General features: G+C 65.8%; 19 protein-coding genes and 5 pseudogenes. 15 read left to right on the forward strand and 9 right to left on the reverse strand.

What is annotated here, in order from left to right; genetic code table 11:
- Window positions 1–90: 90 nt before the first annotated feature.
- A pseudogene (locus tag ROP_RS44620) lies at window positions 91–1040 on the forward strand (flavin-containing monooxygenase); the annotation flags it as partial.
- 192 nt (window positions 1041–1232) lie between these two features.
- On the opposite strand, the gene ROP_RS37915 reads toward ROP_RS44620, so the two are convergent.
- Window positions 1233–1898: a helix-turn-helix domain-containing protein gene (locus ROP_RS37915; protein WP_039951559.1), complete on the reverse strand. Its 666-nt coding sequence runs from the start codon at window positions 1896–1898 to the stop codon at window positions 1233–1235.
- Between the two features lie 121 nt (window positions 1899–2019).
- Between ROP_RS37915 and ROP_RS37920 the strand changes: the two genes are divergently transcribed.
- The 3 genes and pseudogenes from ROP_RS37920 to ROP_RS44625 all read left to right on the forward strand — a co-directional run bounded on the left by ROP_RS37920 (window position 2020) and on the right by ROP_RS44625 (window position 4576).
- Entirely contained in the window at window positions 2020–3618 is a 1599-nt protein-coding gene (locus ROP_RS37920) for an MFS transporter (protein WP_007297962.1), read from the forward strand.
- Between the two features lie 25 nt (window positions 3619–3643).
- Window positions 3644–3939, forward strand: a pseudogene (locus ROP_RS37925) (PaaI family thioesterase); the annotation flags it as partial.
- Window positions 3940–4312: 373 nt separating this feature from the next.
- Entirely contained in the window at window positions 4313–4576 is a 264-nt protein-coding gene (locus tag ROP_RS44625) for an adenylate/guanylate cyclase domain-containing protein (protein WP_231869137.1), read from the forward strand.
- A gap of 82 nt (window positions 4577–4658) precedes the next feature.
- Here ROP_RS44625 and ROP_RS42050 read toward each other — a convergent pair.
- The 5 genes and pseudogenes from ROP_RS42050 to ROP_RS44630 all read right to left on the reverse strand — a co-directional run.
- Window positions 4659–4929, reverse strand: a pseudogene (locus ROP_RS42050) (transposase); the annotation flags it as partial.
- Between the two features lie 370 nt (window positions 4930–5299).
- Window positions 5300–5563 (reverse strand): ANTAR domain-containing protein, encoded by a 264-nt coding sequence (locus ROP_RS37935; RefSeq protein WP_007297966.1) that lies wholly within the window; start codon window positions 5561–5563, stop codon window positions 5300–5302.
- A gap of 1889 nt (window positions 5564–7452) precedes the next feature.
- Window positions 7453–8684, reverse strand: a protein-coding gene (locus ROP_RS37940; protein ID WP_085990379.1) for an IS3 family transposase whose coding sequence is annotated in 2 segments (ribosomal slippage) — window positions 7453–8363 and window positions 8363–8684 — 1233 coding nt in all. Because the reading frame shifts where the segments join, the coding sequence is not laid out codon by codon here.
- A gap of 292 nt (window positions 8685–8976) precedes the next feature.
- Window positions 8977–9210 carry a hypothetical protein gene (locus ROP_RS37950; protein ID WP_007297969.1) on the reverse strand — a complete coding sequence of 78 codons (234 nt, stop codon included), beginning with the start codon at window positions 9208–9210 and terminating at the stop codon, window positions 8977–8979.
- 303 nt (window positions 9211–9513) lie between these two features.
- A pseudogene (locus tag ROP_RS44630) lies at window positions 9514–9732 on the reverse strand (alcohol dehydrogenase catalytic domain-containing protein); the annotation flags it as partial.
- Between the two features lie 531 nt (window positions 9733–10263).
- Here ROP_RS44630 and ROP_RS37955 point away from each other — a divergent pair.
- The 6 genes and pseudogenes from ROP_RS37955 to ROP_RS42070 form a co-directional block, all read left to right on the forward strand.
- Window positions 10264–11484 carry an alkane 1-monooxygenase gene (locus ROP_RS37955; RefSeq protein ID WP_007297971.1) on the forward strand — a complete coding sequence of 407 codons (1221 nt, stop codon included), beginning with the start codon at window positions 10264–10266 and terminating at the stop codon, window positions 11482–11484.
- Complete coding sequence (locus ROP_RS42065; RefSeq protein ID WP_007297972.1) at window positions 11484–11669, forward strand: rubredoxin; 186 nt, start codon at window positions 11484–11486, stop codon at window positions 11667–11669. The genes ROP_RS37955 and ROP_RS42065 overlap by 1 nt, the downstream gene beginning before the upstream one ends.
- 1 nt (window position 11670) lies before the next feature.
- Window positions 11671–11856, forward strand: a complete 186-nt coding sequence (locus ROP_RS37960; RefSeq protein WP_007297973.1) for a rubredoxin — start codon at window positions 11671–11673, stop codon at window positions 11854–11856.
- Window positions 11857–11861: 5 nt separating this feature from the next.
- On the forward strand, window positions 11862–13115 hold the full coding sequence (locus ROP_RS37965; RefSeq protein WP_050785278.1) for an NAD(P)/FAD-dependent oxidoreductase: 1254 nt from the start codon (window positions 11862–11864) through the stop codon (window positions 13113–13115).
- The gene (locus ROP_RS37970; RefSeq protein WP_050785266.1) at window positions 13108–13761 is read left to right on the forward strand and encodes a TetR/AcrR family transcriptional regulator; all 654 of its coding nucleotides are present in this window, start codon (window positions 13108–13110) and stop codon (window positions 13759–13761) included. The genes ROP_RS37965 and ROP_RS37970 overlap by 8 nt, the downstream gene beginning before the upstream one ends.
- 143 nt (window positions 13762–13904) lie before the next feature.
- Window positions 13905–14044, forward strand: a pseudogene (locus ROP_RS42070) (IS6 family transposase); the annotation flags it as partial.
- A gap of 255 nt (window positions 14045–14299) precedes the next feature.
- On the opposite strand, the gene ROP_RS37975 reads toward ROP_RS42070, so the two are convergent.
- Window positions 14300–14578, reverse strand: coding sequence for a hypothetical protein (locus ROP_RS37975; RefSeq protein ID WP_007297976.1), 279 nt, complete (start codon window positions 14576–14578; stop codon window positions 14300–14302).
- Window positions 14575–14778 (reverse strand): three-helix bundle dimerization domain-containing protein, encoded by a 204-nt coding sequence (locus ROP_RS37980; protein ID WP_007297977.1) that lies wholly within the window; start codon window positions 14776–14778, stop codon window positions 14575–14577. The genes ROP_RS37975 and ROP_RS37980 overlap by 4 nt, the downstream gene beginning before the upstream one ends.
- 376 nt (window positions 14779–15154) lie before the next feature.
- Here ROP_RS37980 and ROP_RS37985 point away from each other — a divergent pair, with 376 nt between their 5' ends.
- Window positions 15155–15679: a DUF6328 family protein gene (locus ROP_RS37985; RefSeq protein WP_007297978.1), complete on the forward strand. Its 525-nt coding sequence runs from the start codon at window positions 15155–15157 to the stop codon at window positions 15677–15679.
- Window positions 15680–15809: 130 nt separating this feature from the next.
- Window positions 15810–17273: a CYTH and CHAD domain-containing protein gene (locus tag ROP_RS37990; protein WP_007297979.1), complete on the forward strand. Its 1464-nt coding sequence runs from the start codon at window positions 15810–15812 to the stop codon at window positions 17271–17273.
- Window positions 17274–17368: 95 nt separating this feature from the next.
- Here ROP_RS37990 and ROP_RS43305 read toward each other — a convergent pair whose 3' ends face one another.
- Window positions 17369–17515, reverse strand: coding sequence for a hypothetical protein (locus ROP_RS43305; RefSeq protein WP_157234259.1), 147 nt, complete (start codon window positions 17513–17515; stop codon window positions 17369–17371).
- Window positions 17516–17977: 462 nt separating this feature from the next.
- Between ROP_RS43305 and ROP_RS37995 the strand changes: the two genes are divergently transcribed.
- The 3 genes from ROP_RS37995 (at window position 17978) to ROP_RS38005 (ending at window position 23193) form a co-directional block, all read left to right on the forward strand.
- Window positions 17978–18673, forward strand: a complete 696-nt coding sequence (locus tag ROP_RS37995) for a response regulator transcription factor (protein WP_007297980.1) — start codon at window positions 17978–17980, stop codon at window positions 18671–18673.
- 73 nt (window positions 18674–18746) lie between these two features.
- Window positions 18747–19211, forward strand: a complete 465-nt coding sequence (locus ROP_RS38000) for a MarR family winged helix-turn-helix transcriptional regulator (RefSeq protein WP_012686944.1) — start codon at window positions 18747–18749, stop codon at window positions 19209–19211.
- 103 nt (window positions 19212–19314) lie between these two features.
- Window positions 19315–23193 (forward strand): Pls/PosA family non-ribosomal peptide synthetase, encoded by a 3879-nt coding sequence (locus ROP_RS38005; protein ID WP_007297982.1) that lies wholly within the window; start codon window positions 19315–19317, stop codon window positions 23191–23193.
- The last annotated feature ends 201 nt before the right edge of the window (window positions 23194–23394 follow it).

The following is a 23394-nucleotide window of genomic DNA, read 5'->3' on the forward strand; positions in this document are numbered from 1 at the left end:
GAGTGCTCGGAAATCTGCGGTACAGCGTGACGCGCGCGAGCCGTGAACGCCGTGTGATGTCTTCCACTGTCGACCGGTTGATCCCGAAGCAAGAAGGTCGCCGTGATCGGCACCGGCGCGAGTGCCGTGCAGATCATTCCCCGAATTAGTCAATACGGCCGCGCACGTGAAGGTTTTTCAGCGGACTCCGGGCTGGGTGGTGCCCCGGCTGCAACACCCCGGAGTGGAACAAGGCCCTCTACCGGACGGTGCCGCCCGCCCAGACTGCAGCCCGTAGTGCGGTGTTCGGGATGCACGAGTTCATGGCGCTCGGGCTGGTGTGGCACACCGCGATGACCCGACTTCTCCAGCAGATTTCCCGGCTGCAGCTGCGACGCCAGATCAAAGATCCCTGGATGCGCCGCCAACTCACCCCTCGCTTCACGGCGGGATGCAAACGACTGCTCGTCACCAACGACTACTACCCAGCGTTGAGTCGGGAGAACTGCACCCTCATTACCTGGCCCATCGCGACCCTGTGTCCGGAGGGCATCCGCACCGCCGACGGGCTCGAACATCACGTGGACGCGATCGTGTTTGCCACGGGCTTCGATGTGGCGAAGTCCGGCACACCCTTTTCGATTGTCGGGATCGACGGTCGATCCCTCGACGAGGAGTGGTCGTCCGGTGCCTACGCGTACAAGAGCATCAATGTCGCCGGCTATCCGAACCTCTTCTTCACTTTCGGCCCGAATTCCGGGGCCCGGGCACAACTCGGCGCTGGTGTACATGGAGGCACAGATCGACTACGCCGTGCAGGCGATCCGGGCCATGGGACGCTGGAATCTCAAGTACCTCGATGTACGTGAGAACGCGCAACGCAGCTTCGATGCCCTGCAGAAACGGTTGGCGAAAACGACCGGGAACTCAGGGTGCCGAAGCTGGTATCTGACCGAGGACGGCTTCAACGCCACCATGTACCCCGGGTTCGCCACCCATACGTCAAACAAATGGCGGACGTGCGGTTTCAGGACTACCAGGCCGTCGCCGGGAGGCCGTGAGGCCGTGAGGCCAAGGGACGAGGAATGCGCGCCCGAACTTTCCTAAGCCTAGGTGTACCCAGCTCGGACATGTGTGCCATCTGCCCGTCGATCATCGACGAACGCAGTTCGATGATTGCGCATGGTAGTTGGTGGGTAGATCGAGACCGGCGGAGAATCGTTGACCTCTGAAACATGTCGGGCAACAACAAATCAGTGTGTGATCGAGGTTTGCGTCTGTGCGGTGGCGCGGGCGGCGAGGAAGTCGTCGACGAGTTGCTGACGTTCAGCCGGGCCGGTGGGCGGGAGTGCTGCGAGTCGGGTGAAGATGATGGGTCCGACGAGTTGGGTCAGGGCCAGGGTGGTGTCGAAGTGGCCGAGCTCTTGCTGGGCTTCGGGGCTGCCCAGGATCTCGTCGAACGGTTCGCGGTATTGGTTGACCACCCGCGTGCGGAGGGAACTGACCGGGTTCCTGTCATCTTCGGGATGCGATGTCGTCCCGACGGTGTCGGGTTGGGTGGACCCGAGGGCGAGCCAGCCGAGCATTGTCAGTTGGGCGGGGGCTTCCTCGATGAGCTTGGCCTGACGGTCCAGCAGCTCGATCAACTGTTCACGGATCGTTCCGGACGCCGGCGGTGCGGTGACCGGGGGCAGCAGTCGCTCGAACGCCGCGGCCAGGAGCTGGGTGCTGTCGGTGAAGTGCCGGTAGAGGGTGGTCCGCGCGACCTTGGACACCTTGGTGACCGCGTCGATCGTGACGGCCTCGATGCCGCCGGTCGAGAGCAGGGACGTCGCCGCGTCGAGCAGTCGTGCGCGTGAACGGGCCCGCCGGGGATCCACGAGCCGGTCCTCGTCGTCGACCAGGTTTTCGATGATCATCTTCTCGCCCACCTCGTCATTGTGCCCTCGGATCAGTCGCGGGCACTATCCCCTCACCCCACATTGTGCTACGCATAGTAGCGAACCGATACCAACCGTATCGTTATGTGGAGGTGGGTGTATGGCTGCCGGTGATCGGGTGCTGCTGTCGCGGGCGCAGAAGTGGACGTTGGTGGTCTCGTGCCTGTCGGTGGCCCTGGTGGTCGCGTCGATGGCGGCCCTGTACACCGCGCTGCCGGACATTGCGGTGGCCACCGGGGCGACGCAAACCCAGCTCACCTGGGTGGTCGATGGGTACACGTTGGCGTTGGCGTGTCTGGTGTTGCCGGCCGGGGCGCTGGGTGACCGTTACGGCCGGCGGGCGGTGCTGATCGTGGGGTTGGCGCTGTTTTCGCTGGCCTCGGCGGTGCCACTGCTGGTATCGACCCCGTGGTGGTTGATCGCGGCGCGGGCCGCGGCCGGGGTGGGGGCGGCGTTCGTGATGCCGTCCACGCTGTCGATCCTGACCGCGGGCTTCCCCGAGCAGCAGCGGGGGCGGGCGGTCGGGATCTGGGCGGGGGTCGCCGGGTCCGGGGGTCTGCTGGGGATTCTGGGGTCGGGGCTGCTGCTCGACTTCTGGTCGTGGCAGTCGATCTTCGTCGGCCTGACCGGGGTGGGGGTGTTTCTGCTGTTGTGTGCCTTCACCATTCCCGAATCCCGCCAGGAGAATCCGCCGCTGATGGATGTGATCGGATCGGTCGCGGTGGTGTTCGCGATCGGACTGGTGGTGCTGGCCATCATCGAGGTGCCGGCACTTGGCTGGTCGGATCCCGCGGTGGTCGCCGGATTCGGGCTGGGTGTGGTGGCCACGGCGGTGTTCGTGGTGTGGGAGTTGCGGGCGGATCATCCGCTGCTCGATGTGCGGTTCTTCGCCCGTCGGGGCTTCGGGAGCGGATCGTTCTCCATCACGATCCAGTTCCTGGTGACGTTCGGCGTCTTCCTGGTCCTCGTCCAATACCTGCAGTTGATCTTCGGATACAGCCCGCTGGGTTCGGCGCTGGCGTTGGCGCCGATGATGGTGCCGTTGGTGCTCCTGTCGGCGATCGCACCGTGGATGGCGGCCCGGCTGGGGTTGCGGTTGATGACGGTGACCGGTCTGCTCGCCATCGCTGGGGGGTTCTACGTCATCAGCCGGCTGGATCTGCACTCCACCTACGTCGACGTGCTGTGGCCGACGCTGCTGATGAGCGCGGGTCTGGGCCTGACCGCGGCACCGGCGACGGCGGCCATCGTTGCGGACACCCCGGTCGAAAAACACGGGGTCGCCGCGGCGGTCAACGACGCCACCCGCGAGATCGGTGCGGCGATCGGCATCGCGGTCGCCGGCAGTGTCCTGGCCGCCGGGTACAGCCACAACATCGCCCCGGCGATCGAGCGGCTCCCTCCGGAGGCGCGGGGCCCGGTCACCGACTCACTCGCCGGTGCCCTCGAGGTCGCCGACCGGGCCGGACCGGTCGGCGACCAACTCGCCGACTTCGCCAAGTCCGCGTTTCTGCACGGCACCGAGCAGTCCGCGATCGTCCTCGCAGTCATCGCGTCGGCGGGTGCCGCGATCCTGCTGTTCTGGGCGCCCGGCCGCGCTCCCCGCACCCCGGACACGGGCGCATCGGGGAACCCGGCCGCATCGGGGAACCCGGCCGAACCGGCCCAGCGCAGTCGATCCCGCGCCGCCCGCCGTTAGCCAGCACCGCCGAGAAGGGACGCCCGTGACCCAGCTACCGCTACCGCCGCACTCGCCGACCTGCATGGGGTGCGGGCCGGACAATCCCGCCGGCCTGCAACTGGAGGTGTTCCGCTCCGGCGACGAGGTCTACACCGATGTGACGTTCGACGAACGCCACATCGGTGCGCCCGGCCTCGCGCACGGTGGGGCGGTGGCCGCCGCCTGCGACGACCTGTTCGGCTTCACCCTCTGGATCGCCCTCACCCCGGCGGTGACCCGCAGCCTCACCGTCGACTACCTCGCCCCGTCCCGCTGCACCGGCCTTTTCGCATCACCGCCCCGGCGCGGTCCAGCACGCGCTGGACCGCTGACACGACTGAAAGAAGATGCATGGCAATGTGTCACACCAGTGCCCGTCCGCACCGCGGGCAGCAGCACGGAGCGGGCCGACGAGTGTGCTGCCCTCCCGCCCTGATCCCGCAGAAGCCGCCGATGCCGGCCGGCCAGTTCCGGTGCTGTTGCACGTAACCAACTCGACGGAACTCGCCCACCAGCTCTCGCCGCAAGTATTCGTCGACAAGCTCAACCGTCTCCTCGCGGCAGTGATCGCGGCAACCGAGAGCCACCACGGGCTGGTCAACAAATTCGAGGGAGACGCCGCACGGCAGATCCGCGACCGCGTCCTCGCCGACGTGGGGAACTCGACATCGGGATCGGACTCGCTACCGGCGCCGTCGTCGCCGGAAACCTCGGCACCGACCAGCGCCTGGAATACACCGTCATCGGCGACGCGGTCAACGAGGCATCACGCCTCACAGACCCTCGCCAAACACACGCCGGGATGGATCCTCGCCGCCGACACCGTCATCAGAGCTGCCAGCGAACACGAACGCGAATAATGGACACCACACGGCGAACTCTCCCTCAAAGGACGAACCCTGCCGACACAAACCTGGGAAAGCAGCACCCCCTGTGAGCACTAACCGTGATTCGGTTAAACCGGGAACGCCGACACGCTAACGGCACCTCTGACCTACGGGGCCCGTGGAGATTCCGCGTCAGGCAGCCGTCTCGACGGTGGACACAGATCGATAGGCGGCCCCGTCTCGCAACATCGCCCACAGAACGTTCGATCTCCGCCTGGCCAGAGCAAGTACTGCTTGGGTGTGCCGTTTCCCTTCCGCGCGTTTGCGGTCGTAATAGGTCTTGGACTCGGGCACTGGATCTCACGCTGAGCTGGGCGGACAGGTAGAACACCCGCAACAGTCGGCGATCGTAGCGCCGTGGTCGTCGGTGGTTGCCGCTGATGCGGCCCGAATCCCGCGGCACCAGGGGTGGCGGAGCGCAACGTTGTGGCATGGGATGACCTCGCCACCGATCCCACCCGGGTGGAGATGGTTGTCGACGACCGGGACACCGTGGTGTACCCACGAGCCATCCCTCCGTGTATGTAGCGGCGTTGAGTACCCAAACGGATCGAGATAGTCACCGCGCTGGCCAAGTGACCGCCACCGGCAAGATCCGCAAATTCGATCTGCGTCAACAACATCGCGATGGTTGAGCGCACAAGGCGGTGTCGGTGAGATCGCGAGTTTGTCGTTATCCGCGTCGCGGGGTGAGCTGCATTTCATGTCCTTGATTGTCCCCCCCGGGAGGCGATTGGGCGTTTCGGGCGCAGAGAGGACCACTGCCGGGAGCGTCACTGCGCGCAACGAGTGTGTTTGGTGTGACCCTTGTCGCCGACGGCGAGGTCTACGAGTGCGCGTGCGTTGAGCACGCTGAGGTGGTGACGGTGGGCCATGCGCAGCAACTCGTCGAATGCGGCGGTGTCGCTGCAGCCGCGTAACGCGATCACAATGCCTTTCGCGGTCGACAATAGTTGCCGGCCATCCATCCGACGCTTGTCCGTGGCATCTGCGGGCTCCAGCGCCGGGGTGTCACCGGTATCGGGTACTTCGGTCATCTCCCACGCCTCTGTTGATGCTGTGGTTTGCTGCGGCCACGCCGGTAGAGGGACACGAGTGCGCGGTGTGGGGAGTCGCTGCGTGGCTTCCGCGGCGCCCTGAGTGCTCCGCTTGTGAGGAGCGAGGGAGCGACCCGCAGGGCCCGCGCCCGCGTCTTCGGTATGCCGAGGCGGGCAAGCTCCGTGTACCAGCGCCGGACACCTGCACCGGGACGCCGGTGCCGCGGCCGGGGGTGCCGACACCGGGGCGTCGACGACCGGTTTCGGTGTGCCCCGGTCTCAGGTCCGGCGCCGAGGTGCCGACACCGAACTCTGGGAGCATCGGCGAGTGATCTGGGTGGCCCTTGGTCGGGGCCGGTAGTCGTCGCTGGTGGTGGGTCGGGGCGGGTAGCCGCTGGCGCTCGAGCCAGCGCGTTTCATAGGCCAGGACCACCCCCCAGGTGAGATACGGGCCGAAGAGGGCGACCGGAAGGCCGATCAAGGACAGGACCACAAGGTGTTCCATCGCGCGCTCCGTAGCGGTGGCTGAGTTCTAGCTGAGCCGATCCCTCACGTTGGCACCACTTACGGTAACGAAATCGTCTTGAGACTGAGTTGCGTGCATGTGAACTGTCGAACACTCCGATGTATCCACTCGATGTCGAAACTGCAGTTCAAGGCATAATACCGACCGGCCGCGCGGTCTGGCACCACGCGGCCAAGAACGAGCAGAGGGGTGTGGAACCGCCGAGGGGCGAAACCACGGTCACCCGCGGCCACCAGCAGAACCGTTTAACCCTCGTTTAACCCCAATACCGTTCAGTTACCGTCTGAGTACGGTGCATATTGTTCTGCATCCAGGCGTTCCGAGAGAAGCGGCTGAGCTGTCACGTCATCGACGGTCGCCGATTGAACGTGCGTGTTGTCGCGGAGGAGAGTGGAAGAGGTTCTGGGCAAGAATGTGTCGGTTGGCGCTGTCGCCGCGACGGGTCACCGGACGGCACATCCTGACCGAAGGGTCCCTTTCCTTGCCGGAAATGGGGCGATGCGCGCGAATGCCATTGATGTCCAGAGATTTCCACGACTGCGCTGTCGACCATGGTCGACGGCGCACCCCCGCCTGTCGTGAGTCCGGGCCACCTACAACAGCACTGACCAGTCAGAATGGACGAGGGTTGGCGATGGCGATGATTCATATTGAAGCAGAGCCGGTTTCGGGGGCGTGGGTGCGGTCCGGGCTCAGGCCACCCGCCGCCGACCGAGCACGTTCCGTCCGAGATGCGAAACCCCGGGCTCGAATCGACCGAGATCAGCCCGGGCGGGTACCTTCCGGCAGACCCCCGACGGTTGGCGGGCACCCTCACCTCCTACGACCTGAAGGCGGTCGGCGGGTTCACCCGCGTGCTGCTGCACGACGCGCTGACCACGACCCGTACCCGACATCACCGACACCCGCGCGGCCTACGCCGCCGCCCAGGGCGCGTACCCCCGCTCGGCGACGCTGACGTCGAGCACCAGGGGACCAGGGTTTTCGGCCGGGTGGTTCATGCTAGAATGGGGCACCATCGTGACGGGTGAATCAGAAGCCGAGGATCCAGTCTCGGATGTGATGGCAAGCGCGGCGTACCTGCGGAGCATCGCACAGTGACCGCCCTGAGGACCAGCGTTCTCGGAACGTCCCGCTCGCGGAGCTGTTGATCGCCGAAACGGCGATCTCAGACCTCGGGTCCGATCCGGACCCGCACATCTACTCCACATTGTCTACGCCTCACCCACCGCTCAGCGACAATCCGATGGGCAAGCATCAACTCTCGTGCCGTCCGAAGGCAGGGTATACACGCCGACAGCATCGTGGATCATCCCCGGAAGGTGGATACCGGGCGTTCCCCCCGAGGTGTGGACACCAGTTCCTATGCGGCGGTGGCCAGCGTAGCCGATCGCCGCTCGAACTCGACCGGACAGATCTGGCCGAGAGTGGAGTGCCTCCTTCTGGTGTTGTAGCGCGTGATCCAGCGGAAGACAGCAGCACGTGCCTCGCCCGCGCTGTTCCAGCGCTTCCGACTCTGTAACGTCTCCCGCTTCAGCGTCGCGTTCAGCGACTCGGCCGCCGCGTTGTCCGCCGACGTCCCGACCGCACCCCGCGATGTCGTCACGCCCAGCTCGCGACACAGGTCGGCGAACTCGGCCGACGCATACTGAGCCCCGTTGTCGGAGTGGAAAATTGACCCATCGAGACCGGCGGCGCCGCGACAGGCCGCCGCCGCCCGCAGTGCATCGGTGACCAACTCGGTACGCATGTGGTCGGCGATCGACCACCCCGCCAACCGTCGCGAACCCAGGTCCAACACCGTCGCCAGATACAAAAACTCACCATCACCGACCGGCAAATAGGTGATGTCGCCGACGTATCGGGTGTTCGGTGCGCTCGCGGTGAAATCCCGCCGGATCAGATCCGGCACCGGGGCCGCGTCCGGGGCGGGAATCGTGGTGCGGACCGGTTTGCGCAGATGCACACCGACGATCCCGTGCTCGCGCATCACACGCTCGACCCGCTTGTGATTGACCTCGATCCCGGCCTCGCGCAGCTCCGCGGTCACCCGCGGGGCACCGTAGGTGCCGTCGGAGTCGGAGTGGATGGCACGGATCCGCTCGGCCAGCTCCTGATCGGCGCGGACGCGTTCCGCCCGGGCCGGCGCCGAGGACCGCCACCGGTAGAAACCCGAGCGGGATACCTCCAGGATTTGGCACAGCCACTTCACCGGAACGGTGTCGCAGTGGTCATCAACGAATCGGAAGCGGCTCACCAATTCGTCTCGCCCGCGAAATACTTCGCCGCCCTCCGCAAGATCTCCCGCTCGGTTTCGAGCTTCCGGATCTGGGCCTTGAGCTGCCTATTCTCTTCCTCTAACACGGACTCGGACGATACCGCGCCTGCCCGCGATGTCGGCCGCGCCACCCCACTGGCCCGGAGCTCGTCCGTGGAGGTACCGGTGCGTTTGCGCTCCGCCCGCACCCAATTCCGTAGGGTCTCGCGGCTGACTCCCAGGTCGTTGCCGATGCCATCGAAGGTGTGGCTCGGATCGGACAGGTACAGCGCGACGGCATCGGCCTTGAACTCCGCCGAGTACGCCTTCATCGCCATCAGTGACATCTCTTCCTCTGGGACCTTCACGACCCAGTGTTCACGATGTCCACACTTGAGGGGGAACCCCCACCAACCTCCGAGCGAGCAGAGCACGACATTGACCGGTCGCTTCGGACTGCAGCAACGACAAAGAAGCGTCGTGCATGAAATGGCCGACAAACAATTTCGAATGGGCGGTACACGGAAGAGCGGAGTCAACGCTCCGTGACAACACCACCTACCAGCCCACACCGACTGCGATCGCCCGGCATAATCAGATTTTGGATCACGATCACGTTCGAGGGCCGGATCAACGCGAAGAACTAAACCGCTGTGTCAGAGGCGGATCCACCGCAAGTCGGAAAGTCCCGGTACTTTTGCTGCGCACGACGCCTGATTCAAGCCTGCGCCTATTGCGGGGTGACTCCGCCGTCCGCCCGACTTTGTCGTAGATGTGACCGCACACGTGGATGATGATGGGGATCAATGCTGGAGAAAGCATGAAGATCACCAGCGGGACGAACCAGTAGATGAACTCGATCATTGCGGTACCTCTTTGTTGGTCGGAAGTATTCGATGCGCCTCGGCGATCCAGTCGACCTCAAGGGGCCTCCCGTGCCGTGTGTGGGAAGGGTGTGGTCCGGGCGATCACGTCCGAAGGAGGGCGGCCGAACTCTGCGCGGTACGCGGCGTAGAAGCCGTCCATGAAGAACCGGTGTGCCGGGCCGTCGGGGAAGGGGGAGAGCCCGGATCGAGATTGCGCTGCGGGTGCTCGCGGTCCAGCTGGCGACGACCGTCTGATCTCCCTGGTTGGAGGGTAGTGACAAGCTGGTTCCGAGATGGCTGAGCCCGATCCGATCTTGGGGATGACCCCGGCACCCTCGTGGCCCCCGACTACAGGGAAGTGCATCGGGATGTCGCCTGTGACCAAGTGCTCGTCCGAGTGGCACAGTCCGCTGGCGGTGAGCCTGACCATCGCCTCGCCGGGCTTGGGGTCGTCTAGGTCGAGTTCTTCGACCTGCCAACTTCTCTCCGAGCCCCCACAAACTGCAGCCTTTGTCTTCATCCCACTCTCTCCATTCCACGAGCCGATCACGGACTCTCCTCACTATGCGCGTGTGGTCTACGTCACCGCGCGGTCCGCACGTGCCAGGCTTGGCCCGTACGCGCCAACCGGGAGCCCCGGGGGGTGGGAGTCGTGGTACTCCGCAGGTGAGTTTTTCGCCGAACAATCTCTCCTGTGACCACCCGGTGCGCGGTCGACCGGCAGTCGGTTCCGGTAGGCGCTGTCGGACGGGCCACCACTGCAAGGGATGAAGCCGCGACCCTCACCTCGGATCATCGCTGTCTCGAGAGGCCGTTCGTGGTTGAGCATGCGGCTGGTTCCGTGTGGCTGCGAGCTTCCTTCCTGGCGTTGGCATCGAGCGAGAAGCGCCCTGGACGCCGGGGTGCGGACTTGCGGTGGCCATCTGGCGCGATCAGCCGGGGGTATACAAAAGAGCATCGGTGTATAGACAAATTACAGATCGTCTGTAGTGTCAATACCTGAGTGATCCAGGGCATAGTCCCGAACTGGTCCCGAAGGTGAGGAGTAGAGGTGACGACGAACGTGAATACCGAGTCGCACATTCCTGTCGAGGAATGGCGTGACAAGAAGCGACACTTGTGGCTGCTGGGGTTGATTCCACCGACGGCCGTCTTCCTGGGCGCGGCGTTGGTCTGGGGATTTAATGAGCTCGGCTGGAACGCGGTGTCACCGATCTGGTGGTGGATCGGTGTGATGCTCCTGTTCGGGCTGCTTCCTGTTCTCGACATCTTCTTCGGGCCCGACGGCCAGAATCCGCCGGAGGAGGTGATGGAGCGACTCGAGAACGACAAGTACTACCGCTACTGCACGTATGTGTATATCCCGTTCCAGCTGGCGAGTCTCGTCTTCGCGTGTTACCTGTGGTCGGCGGACAATCTCGCCTGGCTGGGGATTGACGGGGGATTGAGCTGGATCTCGAAGATCGGACTCGCGTTGAGCATTGGGGTGATGGGCGGAGTCGGTATCAACACTGCACATGAGATGGGTCACAAGAAGGACGAACTCGAGCGCTGGCTGTCGAAAGTGACTCTGGCGCAAACGTTCTACGGGCACTTCTATATCGAACACAACCGAGGGCACCACGTGCGTGTGTCTACGCCGGAAGATCCTGCCAGTGCACGGTTCGGCGAGACGTTCTGGGCGTTTCTTCCACGCAGTGTGTGGGGCAGTCTCAAGTCCTCCTGGGAACTCGAAAAGACCCGCATGCAGCGACTCGGCAAGAGCACGTGGAGCATCCACAATGATGTACTCAATGCCTGGGCAATGTCGGTCGTGGTGTTCGGCGCACTGACCATCGGTTTCGGTGTCGAAATCGTTCCATTTCTGGTTATCCAAGCCATCTATGGCTTTTCTCTACTCGAAACCGTGAACTACCTCGAACACTATGGGCTGTTGCGGCAAAAGACCGCGAGTGGTCGGTACGAGCGATGCGCACCAGTGCACAGTTGGAACTCGGACCACATCTGCACCAACATCTTTCTGTACCACTTGCAGCGGCACAGTGACCACCATGCCAATCCGACCCGCCGCTATCAGACGCTTCGCAGTATGGACGGTGCGCCGAACCTCCCGAGTGGCTACGCGAGCATGATCGTCCTCGCCTATGTTCCGCCGATCTGGCGCACGGTAATGGACAAGCGGGTTCTCACCCACTACGACGGCGATATCACACGGGTGAACGTTCAGCCGAGCAAGCGTGAGAAGGTCCTATCCAAGTACGGAGCGAAGTAATGGCACGTTATCGATGCCCCGTCTGCGACTACGTGTATGACGAACGTACTGGCGCACCACGAGAGGGATTCCCGGCGGCAACCCGATGGAGTGCTATCCCCGAAAGCTGGTGCTGCCCGGACTGCGGAGTGCGGGAGAAAGTCGATTTTGCACCCGTGGACACCGACACGACGACAAGGAGTTGACATGAACTCTGATTTCAAGCTGTACCGATGCATTCAATGCGGATTCGAATACGACGAAGCCGAAGGCTGGCCCGAGGACGGCATCGCGCAGGGTACTCGATGGGACGATATCCCTGAAGACTGGAGTTGCCCGGACTGCGGTGCCGCGAAAGCGGACTTCGAAATGATTGAAGTGGCCCGCTCGTGACGACGATGGTGATCGTCGGTACCGGCATCGCCGGCGCAACTGCAGCGGAGACTCTACGGGCAGAGGGCTTCTCGGGAAGAATAGTGATGGTCGGAGACGAACCGAGCCTCCCTTATCGGCGGCCGGCGCTCTCCAAGGACTTGCTTGCAGGCACAATGACAGCCGAGCGGGCGCTCCTCAAATCCGACACCGCGTGGACCGAGAAGGACATCGACATTCGTTCGGGCATCAGCGCCGAAACGATCGATCCAGAACGGCGAACCGTGGCGCTGTCGGACGGCGAGACACTCACATTCGAGGCGTTGCTACTGGCAACAGGCGGACGAGCACGTGAGTTCGCCACCCGCTCAGGCGAGCGAATCCACACGTTGCGAGGCCTCGCGGATACCACGTCGCTGCGGGATGCGATCATCGGCGCAGGGTCTGTCCTGATCGTCGGCGGTGGGTTGATTGGGTCCGAGGTGGCGGCAACCGCGCGCTCGCTCGGAACCGAGGTCACGATTCTCGAAGCGGCGGAAGCGCCGTTGATCAGGATTCTTCCGCCGGCGATCTCGAAGATGTACCGCCAACTCCATGCCGAGCATGGAGTCACCATGGAAACCGGTGTCAGTCTCACCAGCCTGACCTTGGATGATCACGGTGTCGTGGCCACGGACACCGAGGGGCGCACATGGTCCGCCGGAATGGCGCTGGTGGCGATCGGGATGGCGCCGAACACCGAACTGGCTGCATCGGCTCGGCTTTCAATCGACAACGGCATTGTCGTCGATGAGCATTTCCGCACCTCGGCGTCGGGGATTTACGCGGCAGGCGATGTCGCGAACTGCCCGAACCCGATTATCGGAGGCAGACACAGAACCGAGCATTGGAACAGCGCCATGTCTCAGGGGGCGGCTGCGGCGAAAGCCATGCTAGGCAGGCCCGCGCTCTTCACCGAGGTGCCGTGGGCGTGGTCCACGCAGTACGGCCACAATCTCCAGTTCGCTGGCTGGCCCCGGGCCGACGATGATTTGATCGTCCGTGGCTCCCTCGACGACCGCAACTTTACGGCGCTGTTCAGTAGGAATCGGATGCTCGTCGGGGCTGTGTCGGTGGGACGCCCCAAGGACATCCGCGCCGCGCGGGAATTGATCCAACATCGCAGCCCCCTCGATCAGCAGGCTCTCAGGGACGAAGACACCTCACTGGCGGACCTCGCCGCCATACGGCGAGAAACTGCCCCGCGATCGGTGGCCCCCATCGATTCCGTCCATGGCTGACAACATTGCTCCGGGTGTGCCGGTGATCGGACGTCCCCGCGCACGCGCTCGTATTCCCTACGCGGAGGCAACCCGGTCGTTGTTGCATCAGTCGATACTCGATGCGATGGGGGACTTGCTGCGAACCAAGGATTGGTCCGAAATCACCATGACTCACGTCGCCGCGTCGGCAGGAGTGAGTCGTCAAACCCTGTACAACGAGTTTCAGTCGCGCCATGGTCTCGCTCAAGGCTACGCACTGCGGCTGACCGACAGTTTCGTGGAGGCACTCGACGAAGCCGTCTATACGAACACGGGTGACATGCACGGAGCATTGCTCGGGGGATTCTCGAGATTCTTTGCTGAGAGCGGTTCCGATCCCTTGGTGCAATCTTTGCTCACTGGTGATCCGAAACCAGACTTGCTGCGTCTGATCACCGTCGAGAGCGCCCCCCTCATCGAACGCGCAAGCGGGCGTCTGAGCACCACATTCGGACACAGTTGGGTGCAGGCGTCCACGGAGCGTGCCATGGTCCTCGCCAAGGCCATCGCACGGCTTGCGATTAGCTATATTTCGATGCCTCCGGACTCCTACGGCGATGTGGCCGAAGACATGGCCAAGCTCTTGACGCCTTATGTCCTTGCATCCACGCCAGTGGTGGAATGAGGCACGGCGCATCGTCGACGGATGTGAGAGAGAACAGGACAGGGTCATACCTTCACCGCCGGGCGAGGTGCACAACGTTGACGATCACCTAGACGGCATTGTCAGGTTGGTGAACAGCCCAGTCGCTGGGAGGATTGGCGGTCGTGGTCACTGCAGCGTCGTACAAGGGATTCCGGTATCCGCGCGAGAGATCTCGCCCATTGCGTTGTGGCTGTATCACCGGTTCCCGCTCAGTTTCCGTGAGGTCGAGGAGCCGATGCTCGAACGCGGCGTCGTCGTATCGATTATGTGGACAAATTGCGTCTGTCAATCTTCCGGGCAGGCCGGGGCAACTGGATCCTCTGCGATCAGTGACCATCACCGCCTGGTGGCCCCAGATCGGACTGGCCCCCACAACCGCGACCATGACCCTCGAATCGGTTGGGAACCCGCGCCGTTAGCAAGCACACGGATCCGCCACTCTCGACGAGCGGGTGGAGGGCTCCCCGCGCGGCCGGTGATACCGCACTCGGAAACTGTGAGCTGTCCCCGGGCGGGGTCAGGCGAGTGCTGGTGGGTCGCGCCGGATCACCTCGGGAAACCGGAACACGAGCGCATCGACGAGTCGGTGCACTTCGAACAGCTCACCACGCAGGCCCGCGACCTCGGCACCCAACTGGTCGGTTAGGCGGCGTTGGTGGTCAGTGCGGGCGCGGTCGGCGAGGGCTTCTGTGGACTCGATACGCTGGGAAAGAACGTCGATCTCCGTGTCCAATTGGTCGAGGAAAATACGCGCCTGCGCCGCGTCGGAAGCATCCGCCACTGCCCCGACAGTCATGTCTCGATCAACGCGGCGAGCTTGGCGGTCGCCGCCCGCTCGATGAGCAACGGAACGAAATCTCGAATGCGCCCGCTCGTGAAGTGGGCGGCCGCTTCTTCCACGGCGGTTCCGACTGCCTCCCGCGATGCGGTCGGGAACTTCGTAAGCAGCCGCGTGGTGACCTGCGAGATCTGGCGTGCTTCTTCCGCGGAATTCATACTACGAATCGTGCTGGCCCAAGTCCTTCCGCGTCAATCCAGCACCGGTCCTTCCGCGTCAATCCAGCACCGGTCCTTCCGCGTCAATCCAGCACCGGAGGTCTGTGACCAACGCATCTCCTGGCAAGAAGCTTCACCCGCTGCTCGCCAGCCTTTCCGTCGGTGTCAGCTCGCTTGTGCACACCGGCGAGTCAGTCTTAACTTTCGCGACATCGCGCACCGCCAGGCACCTGAGGGAGACGTCGCAGCCCTGCCGGGCTGACCCGCAAATCGGGCGCCTCCGACGGCACCAGCCGTCCACAGCTGACGGGCGGAGACGCCCACCGGCGGCAGTTGCGCGGGTTCCATCAACCATAAAATCGGGTACTGCCTGGGCATGGACAGCGCAGAGGACCGGGACGACGCCGCATGGAACCGCCGAGTCCGCAACGAAACCGACACCCAGCGACTCGACCGCAACTGGAACAACCTGCTGCAGGAACTCCGTGTCGCGCAGACCGGTGTTCAACTTCTGACCGGATTCTTGCTGACCCTGCCCTTCCATCAGCGTTTCGAGGAGCTGTCGGGCGCTCAGGAAGTGATCTACCTCGTGACCGTCGCCCTGTCGGTGACCGCGACGATGATGCTGGTCGCGCCGGTCGGCATCCACCGGCTGCTGTTCCGCCAGCATGCCCTTCCCACCCTCGTCGCAACCGGACAGCGACTGGCGATCGGCGGCATCGCCGTCCTGGGGTTCGCCCTCGTCGGCGTGGTCCTGCTGATCTTCAGCTTCGTGGTCGACATGACCACCGGGATCATCGCGGCCGCAGCGGCGATGCTGATGTTCTTCGGCCTCTGGATCCTGCCGGCCCTGCGCAGCCGTTGCTCCACCGACGATGACCAGGCACCTGAGACGGTGTGAGCCGGGTTGCGTCGCCTCGTTGAGCGCCCTGGTGGGCACGCCCTGCCCCACCGGGTTCGCCACCCGACCGAGCCCCTCACCACCGGAAAGTCAATCGCCGCGGACCCTTGGTGGGGTGCAGACTGGACTCATGGTGTCGACGCAGCGCGAGCGGGAAGACAAGTACGACGTGGGCCTGCATTTCATGCTGCCGGATCTGGGAGGGCTGGTTCCCGCCGGTGGGCGGATCGAGGCCGGCGCGGCGAACCTGAGCAGTGTCTACTACGACACCGACGACCGGGACCTGCTCCGCCAGCACGTCACGCTGCGTCGGCGCACCGGTGACACGGACGGCGGGTGGCAATTGAAGGTCCCCGCCGACAAGGCCCGCACCGAGCTGACACTACCGCCCGCCGATAGGGAGGCGGTTCCCGACGAGCTGGCCACCCTGGTCACCGGGGTCGCTCTGGGTAAACCCCTGCACGAGGTGGCGGCGCTGTCCACCGTGCGGCGCACCCAACGCCTGCTCGACCGGGGCGAGCAGCTTCTCGCGGAGGTGGCCGACGACCTGGTGCACGCCACCGTCGCCGGGGACGTCGCCGTGGTCAGCGAATGGCGGGAAGTGGACGTCGAACTCGGCGATGGCGGCGGGAAGTCCCGGCGCGCCAAGGTGGCGACCAAGGTCGGCAAATGCCTCACCAAGGCCGGTGCCAGGCCGTCACCGCACGCGTCGAAGCTCGATCGCGCGCTCGCCGCCAACCAGCACGCACGCGCCGCCGACGCAAGGGCCACGGCGGAACGGGTGCTCACCGAGTACCTCGACGCCCAGGTCCAGGCGATCGTGGCCGGCGACGTGTGGCTTCGCCGCGGGCTGGACCCGATCCATTCCACCCGGGTCGGTATTCGACGGTTCCGCAGCACCCTGCGCGTGTTCGGCAAACTCCTGGACCCCACGGCTGGAGCGAAGCTCGACGCCGAGTTGTCCTGGTACGCCGGTGTGCTCGGTGAGGTGCGGGACCGGCAGGTGCAACGGCAGCGGTTCGCGGAGAAGGTGGCCGACCTGCCGGGCGAGCTGGTGATGGGACCGGTCGCCGCCCGCATCGAGGGCGATCTGCTCGCCGAGCAACACCGCCACCGCGGCCACGCGATGGAGGCCATCGACAGCGACCGCTACCGGGCGCTGATGGCCACCTTGGCGCAGTGGCGAACCGACCCACCGTTCACCACGCCGGCCGATTCGCGTTCCGTCCGCAAGGCGACACGCAAGGCCGGGCGCAAGGCAAACAAGAGACTGACCACCGCGGTCGCCGACACCGACGACGCGGCGCTGCATCGGGCGCGCAAGGCCGCCAAGCGGGCCCGCTACGCCGCCGAACTCGCCAGACCGGTCCTCGGTAAGAAGAAGTCCAAAAAGAAGGCCGCAAAGTACAAGAAGATCCAGACGGTACTGGGCGAGCACCAGGACTCCGTCGTGGCCGCCGAGACCCTCCGCACGCTCGGCGCCCGCGCCGGATCCACACCGGGCGAGAACGGGTTCGCGTTCGGGCTGCTGTACGGGCTCGAACTGCAGGCAGCCCAGCGGGCGCGAGCGGACGCCACGCGCCTCGTGAGCTGATCCTCCGGTCGGTGGCCTTCCTGATCGCGCAGATCGTGGATAGGCCGCATTTCCGTTGACAGAGCAACGCAGAGGAGCGTGTGACGGGGCGCCGGTCAGGTCGGCTCGGTGGCCCTCCCGCCGGTCATGGTTGCCGCCTGCGGGTCGGTACGGTCCATCCGCTCGAGATGGGCCTTGATCCACTCGGTGGTGTGGGGCCGCGCGGAACGCGGGGGCGTGTATTCGGCCGGTCCGTCGGTCATGGGCGTTCCCCTGAGGTGCCGGGAACGTCTGATGGCGATATACCCATGGAAGAGAGCGTGCCCGCACGGATTGAACACGCGGTGAACACCGTGGTCGGCTCTGGTTTTCACCCGTTGATCCGGCAAACGGCGCCGGCATGCGGACCGAGCCTGGCCGGACCGGGGTCGGTCTCCGGCCACGCGTCGGGTGCCGATTCCACGATGACCCCAACTGCCTGGGTCGGAGCGGCCCGACCCGCCGTAAAGGCTGCGGCCGGGCGCCGACACGACGCTGCGAGCTGCCCTGTCGGCGCCCGGGGCTGATGCGCAACACACGGGTGGGGAGCGAATGCCCAGGATCCATGCGATCGTATCGGCGAAACGAGGTGGCGGCGCTGATGTATCCGCCGAAGCCTGCACGTCCTGGGAAGCCTGCACGTCCTGGACGGAAAACAGGCGACTCGAGGCAACCCAAGGATCCGTGTGAACCCATTCAGCATCCCGGCCGCAGCCCCTGCGTGCGTGGTGCTCGTCCATGCTGATGTGAAACAACGCCTCGTCGACCGCATTCGAACCGCCGGTGTCCGCGCTCTCGATGTGGCCGTCCTCGACCTACGACCGCAACGACGTCAAGCACCTGACGCCGTCCGAACTCTGCGGGCTACCCGATTCGAGGGGGCGGTCGTCGTGATCGATCAGCGTCGGTCCAGCCAGGAGCGGATCGCCGCTCTCGAGGCGGGCGCCGATGACGTCCTGGACGTGCAGATGGGCGAGGAGGAACTCGTTGCACGGATTCGCGCGGTACTGCGCCGCGCACAATCCAGACCGCAACCGACGCCGAATGCGCAGGTCCTGTCCTTGAACTGGGGGTGTAAAACCGTCGAACACCACGGGCTGCGCAGGACCCTCACCCAGACGGAATTCAACCTCATGGTCGTGCTGACCATCAATGCCGGCCGCATTGTTCTGCGCCGGCATCTCCTCCTGATCGTGTGGGGCGTCGCGAGTGACTCGAGGGCGAAGAAGGTCCTCAACACCTATATTTTCTCGCTCCGCCGGAAGTTGGCGTCGATCGGGGCGCCCCACGCAGTCCAGACGATCCGCGGCGTGGGTTTCTCCCTGCACGGTGCGGCCTCAACGACCGAACGTAGTCCCGCCGAAACCCCCTCTTCTTCCTGACCAGGTCGGCGAGGTCACCATTAGTGGGGATTCTCTACGATCGTGAATCCCCATGACTGTTAGGGTGGGGTTCATGCCTGCATCCACGACGCCGCCGGAGAGCCTGCTGCGGAACCCCACCTTCGTGATCGCGGAGCTGCATCGGGTGGGGCGTGAGGACCTCGAGGGCGTGCTGGCGGCCGAGGGGCTGAGCCTTCGGACCCATTGGATCCTCTGCTGTCTGGAAGAGCCGGGTGAGCTGTCCCAGAAGCAGGTCGCCGAGGTTCTGGGCGTCGATCGCAGCGACATGGTGCGACTGCTCGACGACCTCGAGGAACGCGGGTTCGTGGCACGTGCCAAGAACGCCAAGGATCGGCGCAAGCATGTGCTGTCGTTGACGAAGTCCGGCCGGCAGGTGCGGGAGCGGAGCGAGGAGTTGACCCGGAAGGCGTTCGATCAGCTCTACGGCAATCTCTCGGCGAAGGAACGCCAGAGCTTGCAGCGTCTGGTCCTGAAGGCGCTGGGCCTACCGAAGAAGTACGCCGACCCACCCACTTAGCCGGCACAGCCCCCGGTTTCCACGGTGTCTATTGCACCGTTCTCATGCCGGCCCCGCGAATTCCTTCGCGCAGGCCGGGGCCGTTCCAAAAGGAGCCCGCACATTGTCTGCCCCCACGCGTCTCGACCCGTTCACCGCCGGTGACCTCGCACCCGCGCAGCGGACCCTCATCGACATCCTCACCGACACCGCAGGACACCACCCGGACGCGCCCGCGATCGACGACGGTGAAGTCGCGCTGAGCTACGGCGAACTGATCGAACGGATCACCGCGGGCGCCCGCGACCTGGCCGCCCGCGGTGTCCAGCCGGGTGACCGGGTCGGCATCCGGATGCCATCGGGCTCGCGGGAGCTGTACCTGGCGATCCTGTCCGTTCTCGCCGCCGGCGCCGCGTACGTCCCGGTCGACGCGGACGACCCACCGGAGCGGGCCGAGCTGGTGTTCGGCGAGTCCGCCGTGACGGCGGTCGTCACCGCCGACGGCATCGACACCGCGACCGGTATTCAGCTTTCTGACCTCGGTGCGGTGGAGTTCCAGGCGCCGGAGCCGTCGGACGACGCGTGGATCATCTTCACCTCCGGGTCCACCGGCACCCCGAAAGGGGTGGCCGTCACGCACCGAAATGCCGCGGCCTTCGTGGACGCCGAGGCGAGGCTGTTCGTGCGCGACGCCCCGCTCGGGCCCGGCGACCGGGTGCTGGCAGGACTGTCGGTGGCGTTCGACGCATCGTGTGAAGAGATGTGGCTGGCGTGGCGGCACGGCGCCTGCCTGGTCCCGGCGCCCCGCTCGCTGGTGCGCACCGGCATGGATCTCGGCCCGTGGCTGGTCTCGCGGGCGATCACCGTCGTCTCCACGGTCCCGACGCTGGCCGCGCTGTGGCCGCCGGAGGCGCTCGACTCCGTCCGGTTACTGATATTCGGGGGCGAGGCCTGCCCGCCCGAGCTGGCACAGCGGCTGGCCGTCGACGGACGGGAGGTGTGGAACACCTACGGGCCCACCGAAGCCACCGTGGTCGCCTGCGCCGCACGGATGACCGGGACCGGCCCGGTGCGCATCGGGCTGCCTCTCGACGGGTGGGACCTCGCCGTCGTCGGCGCGGGCGGCCGTCCCGTCGCCGAGGGAGAAATTGGGGAGCTCGTGATCGGCGGGGTCGGTCTGGCCCGCTACCTGGACCCGGCCAAGGACGCCGAGAAGTACGCGCCGATGCCCTCGCTCGGCTGGGACCGCGCCTACCGCAGCGGGGATCTGGTGCGACTGGACCGCGCGGGACTGGTGTTTCAGGGGCGCGCCGATGATCAGGTCAAGCTGGGTGGGCGGCGCATCGAACTCGGCGAGGTCGATGCCGCACTGCAGGCACTCCCCGGAGTTGCCGGGGCGGCGGCCGCGGTGCGCAGCACCGAATCCGGCACCGCGCTGCTGATCGGCTATCTCGCCGCACCACCAGAGTTCGACCTGAATCAGGCCCGGACACACCTCGCGGAACGGCTCCCGGCCGCGCTCGTGCCCCGGCTTACCCGGGTCGACGAGTTACCCACCCGCACCTCCGGCAAGGTCGACCGGAATGCACTGCCGTGGCCGCTGCCCGGAACGGAGACACCGGACGCGCAGGAGCTGGGTCTGGGCGGAACCGCGGGATGGATCGCCGGGCTCTGGACCCGGATCCTCGGCGCCGCGGTCGGCGGCGCCGATGATGACTTCTTCGCGATCGGTGGGGGCTCGTTGAGCGCGGCGCAGCTGGTCAGTGCCCTTCGCGAACGCTTCCCCGAGGTGACCGTCGCGCAGCTCTACGATCACCCGCGTCTCGGTTCGCTCGCAGAATTCCTCGACGAACTCGCACCCACCGTTGCCGCCACACCGCGTGTCGTCGCCCCGACGCCGCGGCGCATCCAGTGGGCGCAGATCGCCGCGACCGTGCCGCTGACCACCCTGACCGGGCTGCAGTGGGTCACCTGGCTGGCGGTCGCGAACAACATCCTGGCCTGGTTCGTGTCGGTCAGCTGGGCGCCGACATTGTCGTGGTGGCCGGTGCTGGTGATGTTCGCCCTGTTCATCACCCCGGTCGGTCGGATGGTGATCGCCGCGACTGGTGCCAGGGTGCTGCTGCGCACGCTGCGACCGGGCACTTACCCGCGCGGCGGGTCCGAACACCTCCGTATCTGGGTTGCCGAGCGGCTGATCGAGGCGAGTGGGGCGGCGAACCTGTCCGGCGCCACGTGGATGGTGTACTTCGCGCGGGCGCTCGGCGCGAACATCGGGCGGCGGGTGGACCTGCACACCCTGCCTCCGGTCACCGGGATGATCGAACTCGGTGAGGGCTGCTCGATCGAACCCGAGACGGATCTGTCCGGGTACTGGATCGACGGCGACGTCATCCACGTCGGATCGATCCACATCGGGGCGGGGGCTTCGGTCGGTGCCCGCTCGACCCTGTTTCCCGGCGCCCGCATCGGGGCGCACGCGGAGGTGGCACCGGGGTCCGCGGTCACCGGGAAAGTCACGGCAGGTCAGCGGTGGGCGGGCTCGCCGGCGGTCAAGGTCGGCAAGGCGGTGCACCCGTGGCCGGAGGACCGGCCGCCCCGGTCCTCCCGGTGGGTGCCCATCTACGGCCTGACCTCCCTCGCGGTCGCGGCGATGCCACTGCTCGCGCTGGCCGCGGGTCTGGTGCTGCTCGGGTGGTGGATCCGTGACGCCGACGACCTCGGCGCGGCCGCCCTCAAGGCGCTGCCGATGCTGCCGGCCGCGACCGTCCTCACCCTGGTCGTGTTCGCGGGCATGACCGTCGTCGCGGTCCGCCTGCTCGGGCTCGGTCTGCGCGGCGGCTATCACCCGGTGCGCAGCCGGATCGGCTGGCAGGCATGGTCCACCGAACGGCTGATGGACTCAGCCCGCACCTTCCTGTTCCCGCTGTACGCCAGCCTGCTGACCCCGCTCTGGTTGCGGCTGCTCGGCGCCAAGGTCGGCAAGAACACCGAAATCTCCACGGCACTGGTCCTCCCGAAGTACACCACCGTCGCGGACGGTGCGTTCCTCGCCGACGACACCATGGTCGGCAGCTACGAACTCGGCGGCGGCTGGCTGCGCATCGAGCCCGCCAAGATCGGCAAACGCGCATTTCTCGGCAACTCCGGCATGACCGGCCCCGGGCGCACCGTGCCGAAGAACGGTCTGGTCGCGGTGCTCTCGGCCACCCCGGACAAGAAGGGCAAATCCGGTTCGTCCTGGCTGGGTAGCCCACCGGTCCGGTTGCGCCGTTCGGCCACCGAGGCCGCGGCCTCGCGCACCTTCGATCCCCCGACCCGCCTGCGGGTCGCCCGGGCGATCATCGAAACCTGCCGGCTGATCCCGATGATCGTCACGTTCGGGATCGGGCTCGGTGTTCTGGTCGCTCTCGAGGCGTTCGCCGGCAGCCTTGGTTTCGTGTGGGCAGCACTGCTGTCCGGGCTCGTTCTCCTCGTTGCGGGTGCCGTTGCCGGCGCCGTCGCGGCGGCCGCCAAGTGGATCGTCGTGGGCCGCATCGGCGTCGTCGAGCACCCGTTGTGGAGCTCGTTCGTCTGGCGCAACGAGGTGTCCGACGCCTTCGTCGAAACGGTCGCCGCACCCTGGTTCGCCCGCGCCGCCACCGGTACCGCCGTGCTGAACCTGTGGCTGCGGGCGATGGGCGCGTCAATCGGGCGCGGCGTCTGGTGCGAGACGTACTGGCTGCCCGAGGCGGACCTGGTCACCCTCGGTGACGGTGCGACCGTGAGCCGCGGCTGCGTCGTGCAGACCCACCTGTTCCACGACCGAATCATGAGCATGGACACCGTCACCCTCGGCGCCGGCGCCACCCTCGGCCCGCACAGCGTGGCACTGCCCGCCTCGGCCATCGGCCCCGGCGCCACCGTCGGGCCGGCGTCTCTGGTGATGCGTGGGGACCGCGTGCCCGACTCGACCCGCTGGCAGGGCAACCCCATCGCACCCCGGCCCGAACACGGCCGATAAGCATCGGCGTCGACCGGGCTGCGCCAATTCACTACTCGCGCGTAACCACGCATCGGCCCGTATGCTCGGCCACGTCGCGGGGCTGCGGCGATGGCCTGAAAGGCTGCGGAACCGATGACACCCTGCGACATCACCGAGCGGAACGGGAAGACGCATGTCGATGAACCCTGATCCCAAGAGTGGGCGACGGCGACGGTTTTC

The sequence above is a fragment of the Rhodococcus opacus B4 genome, from assembly GCF_000010805.1.
In the GTDB taxonomy this organism is placed as follows: domain Bacteria; phylum Actinomycetota; class Actinomycetes; order Mycobacteriales; family Mycobacteriaceae; genus Rhodococcus_F; species Rhodococcus_F opacus_C.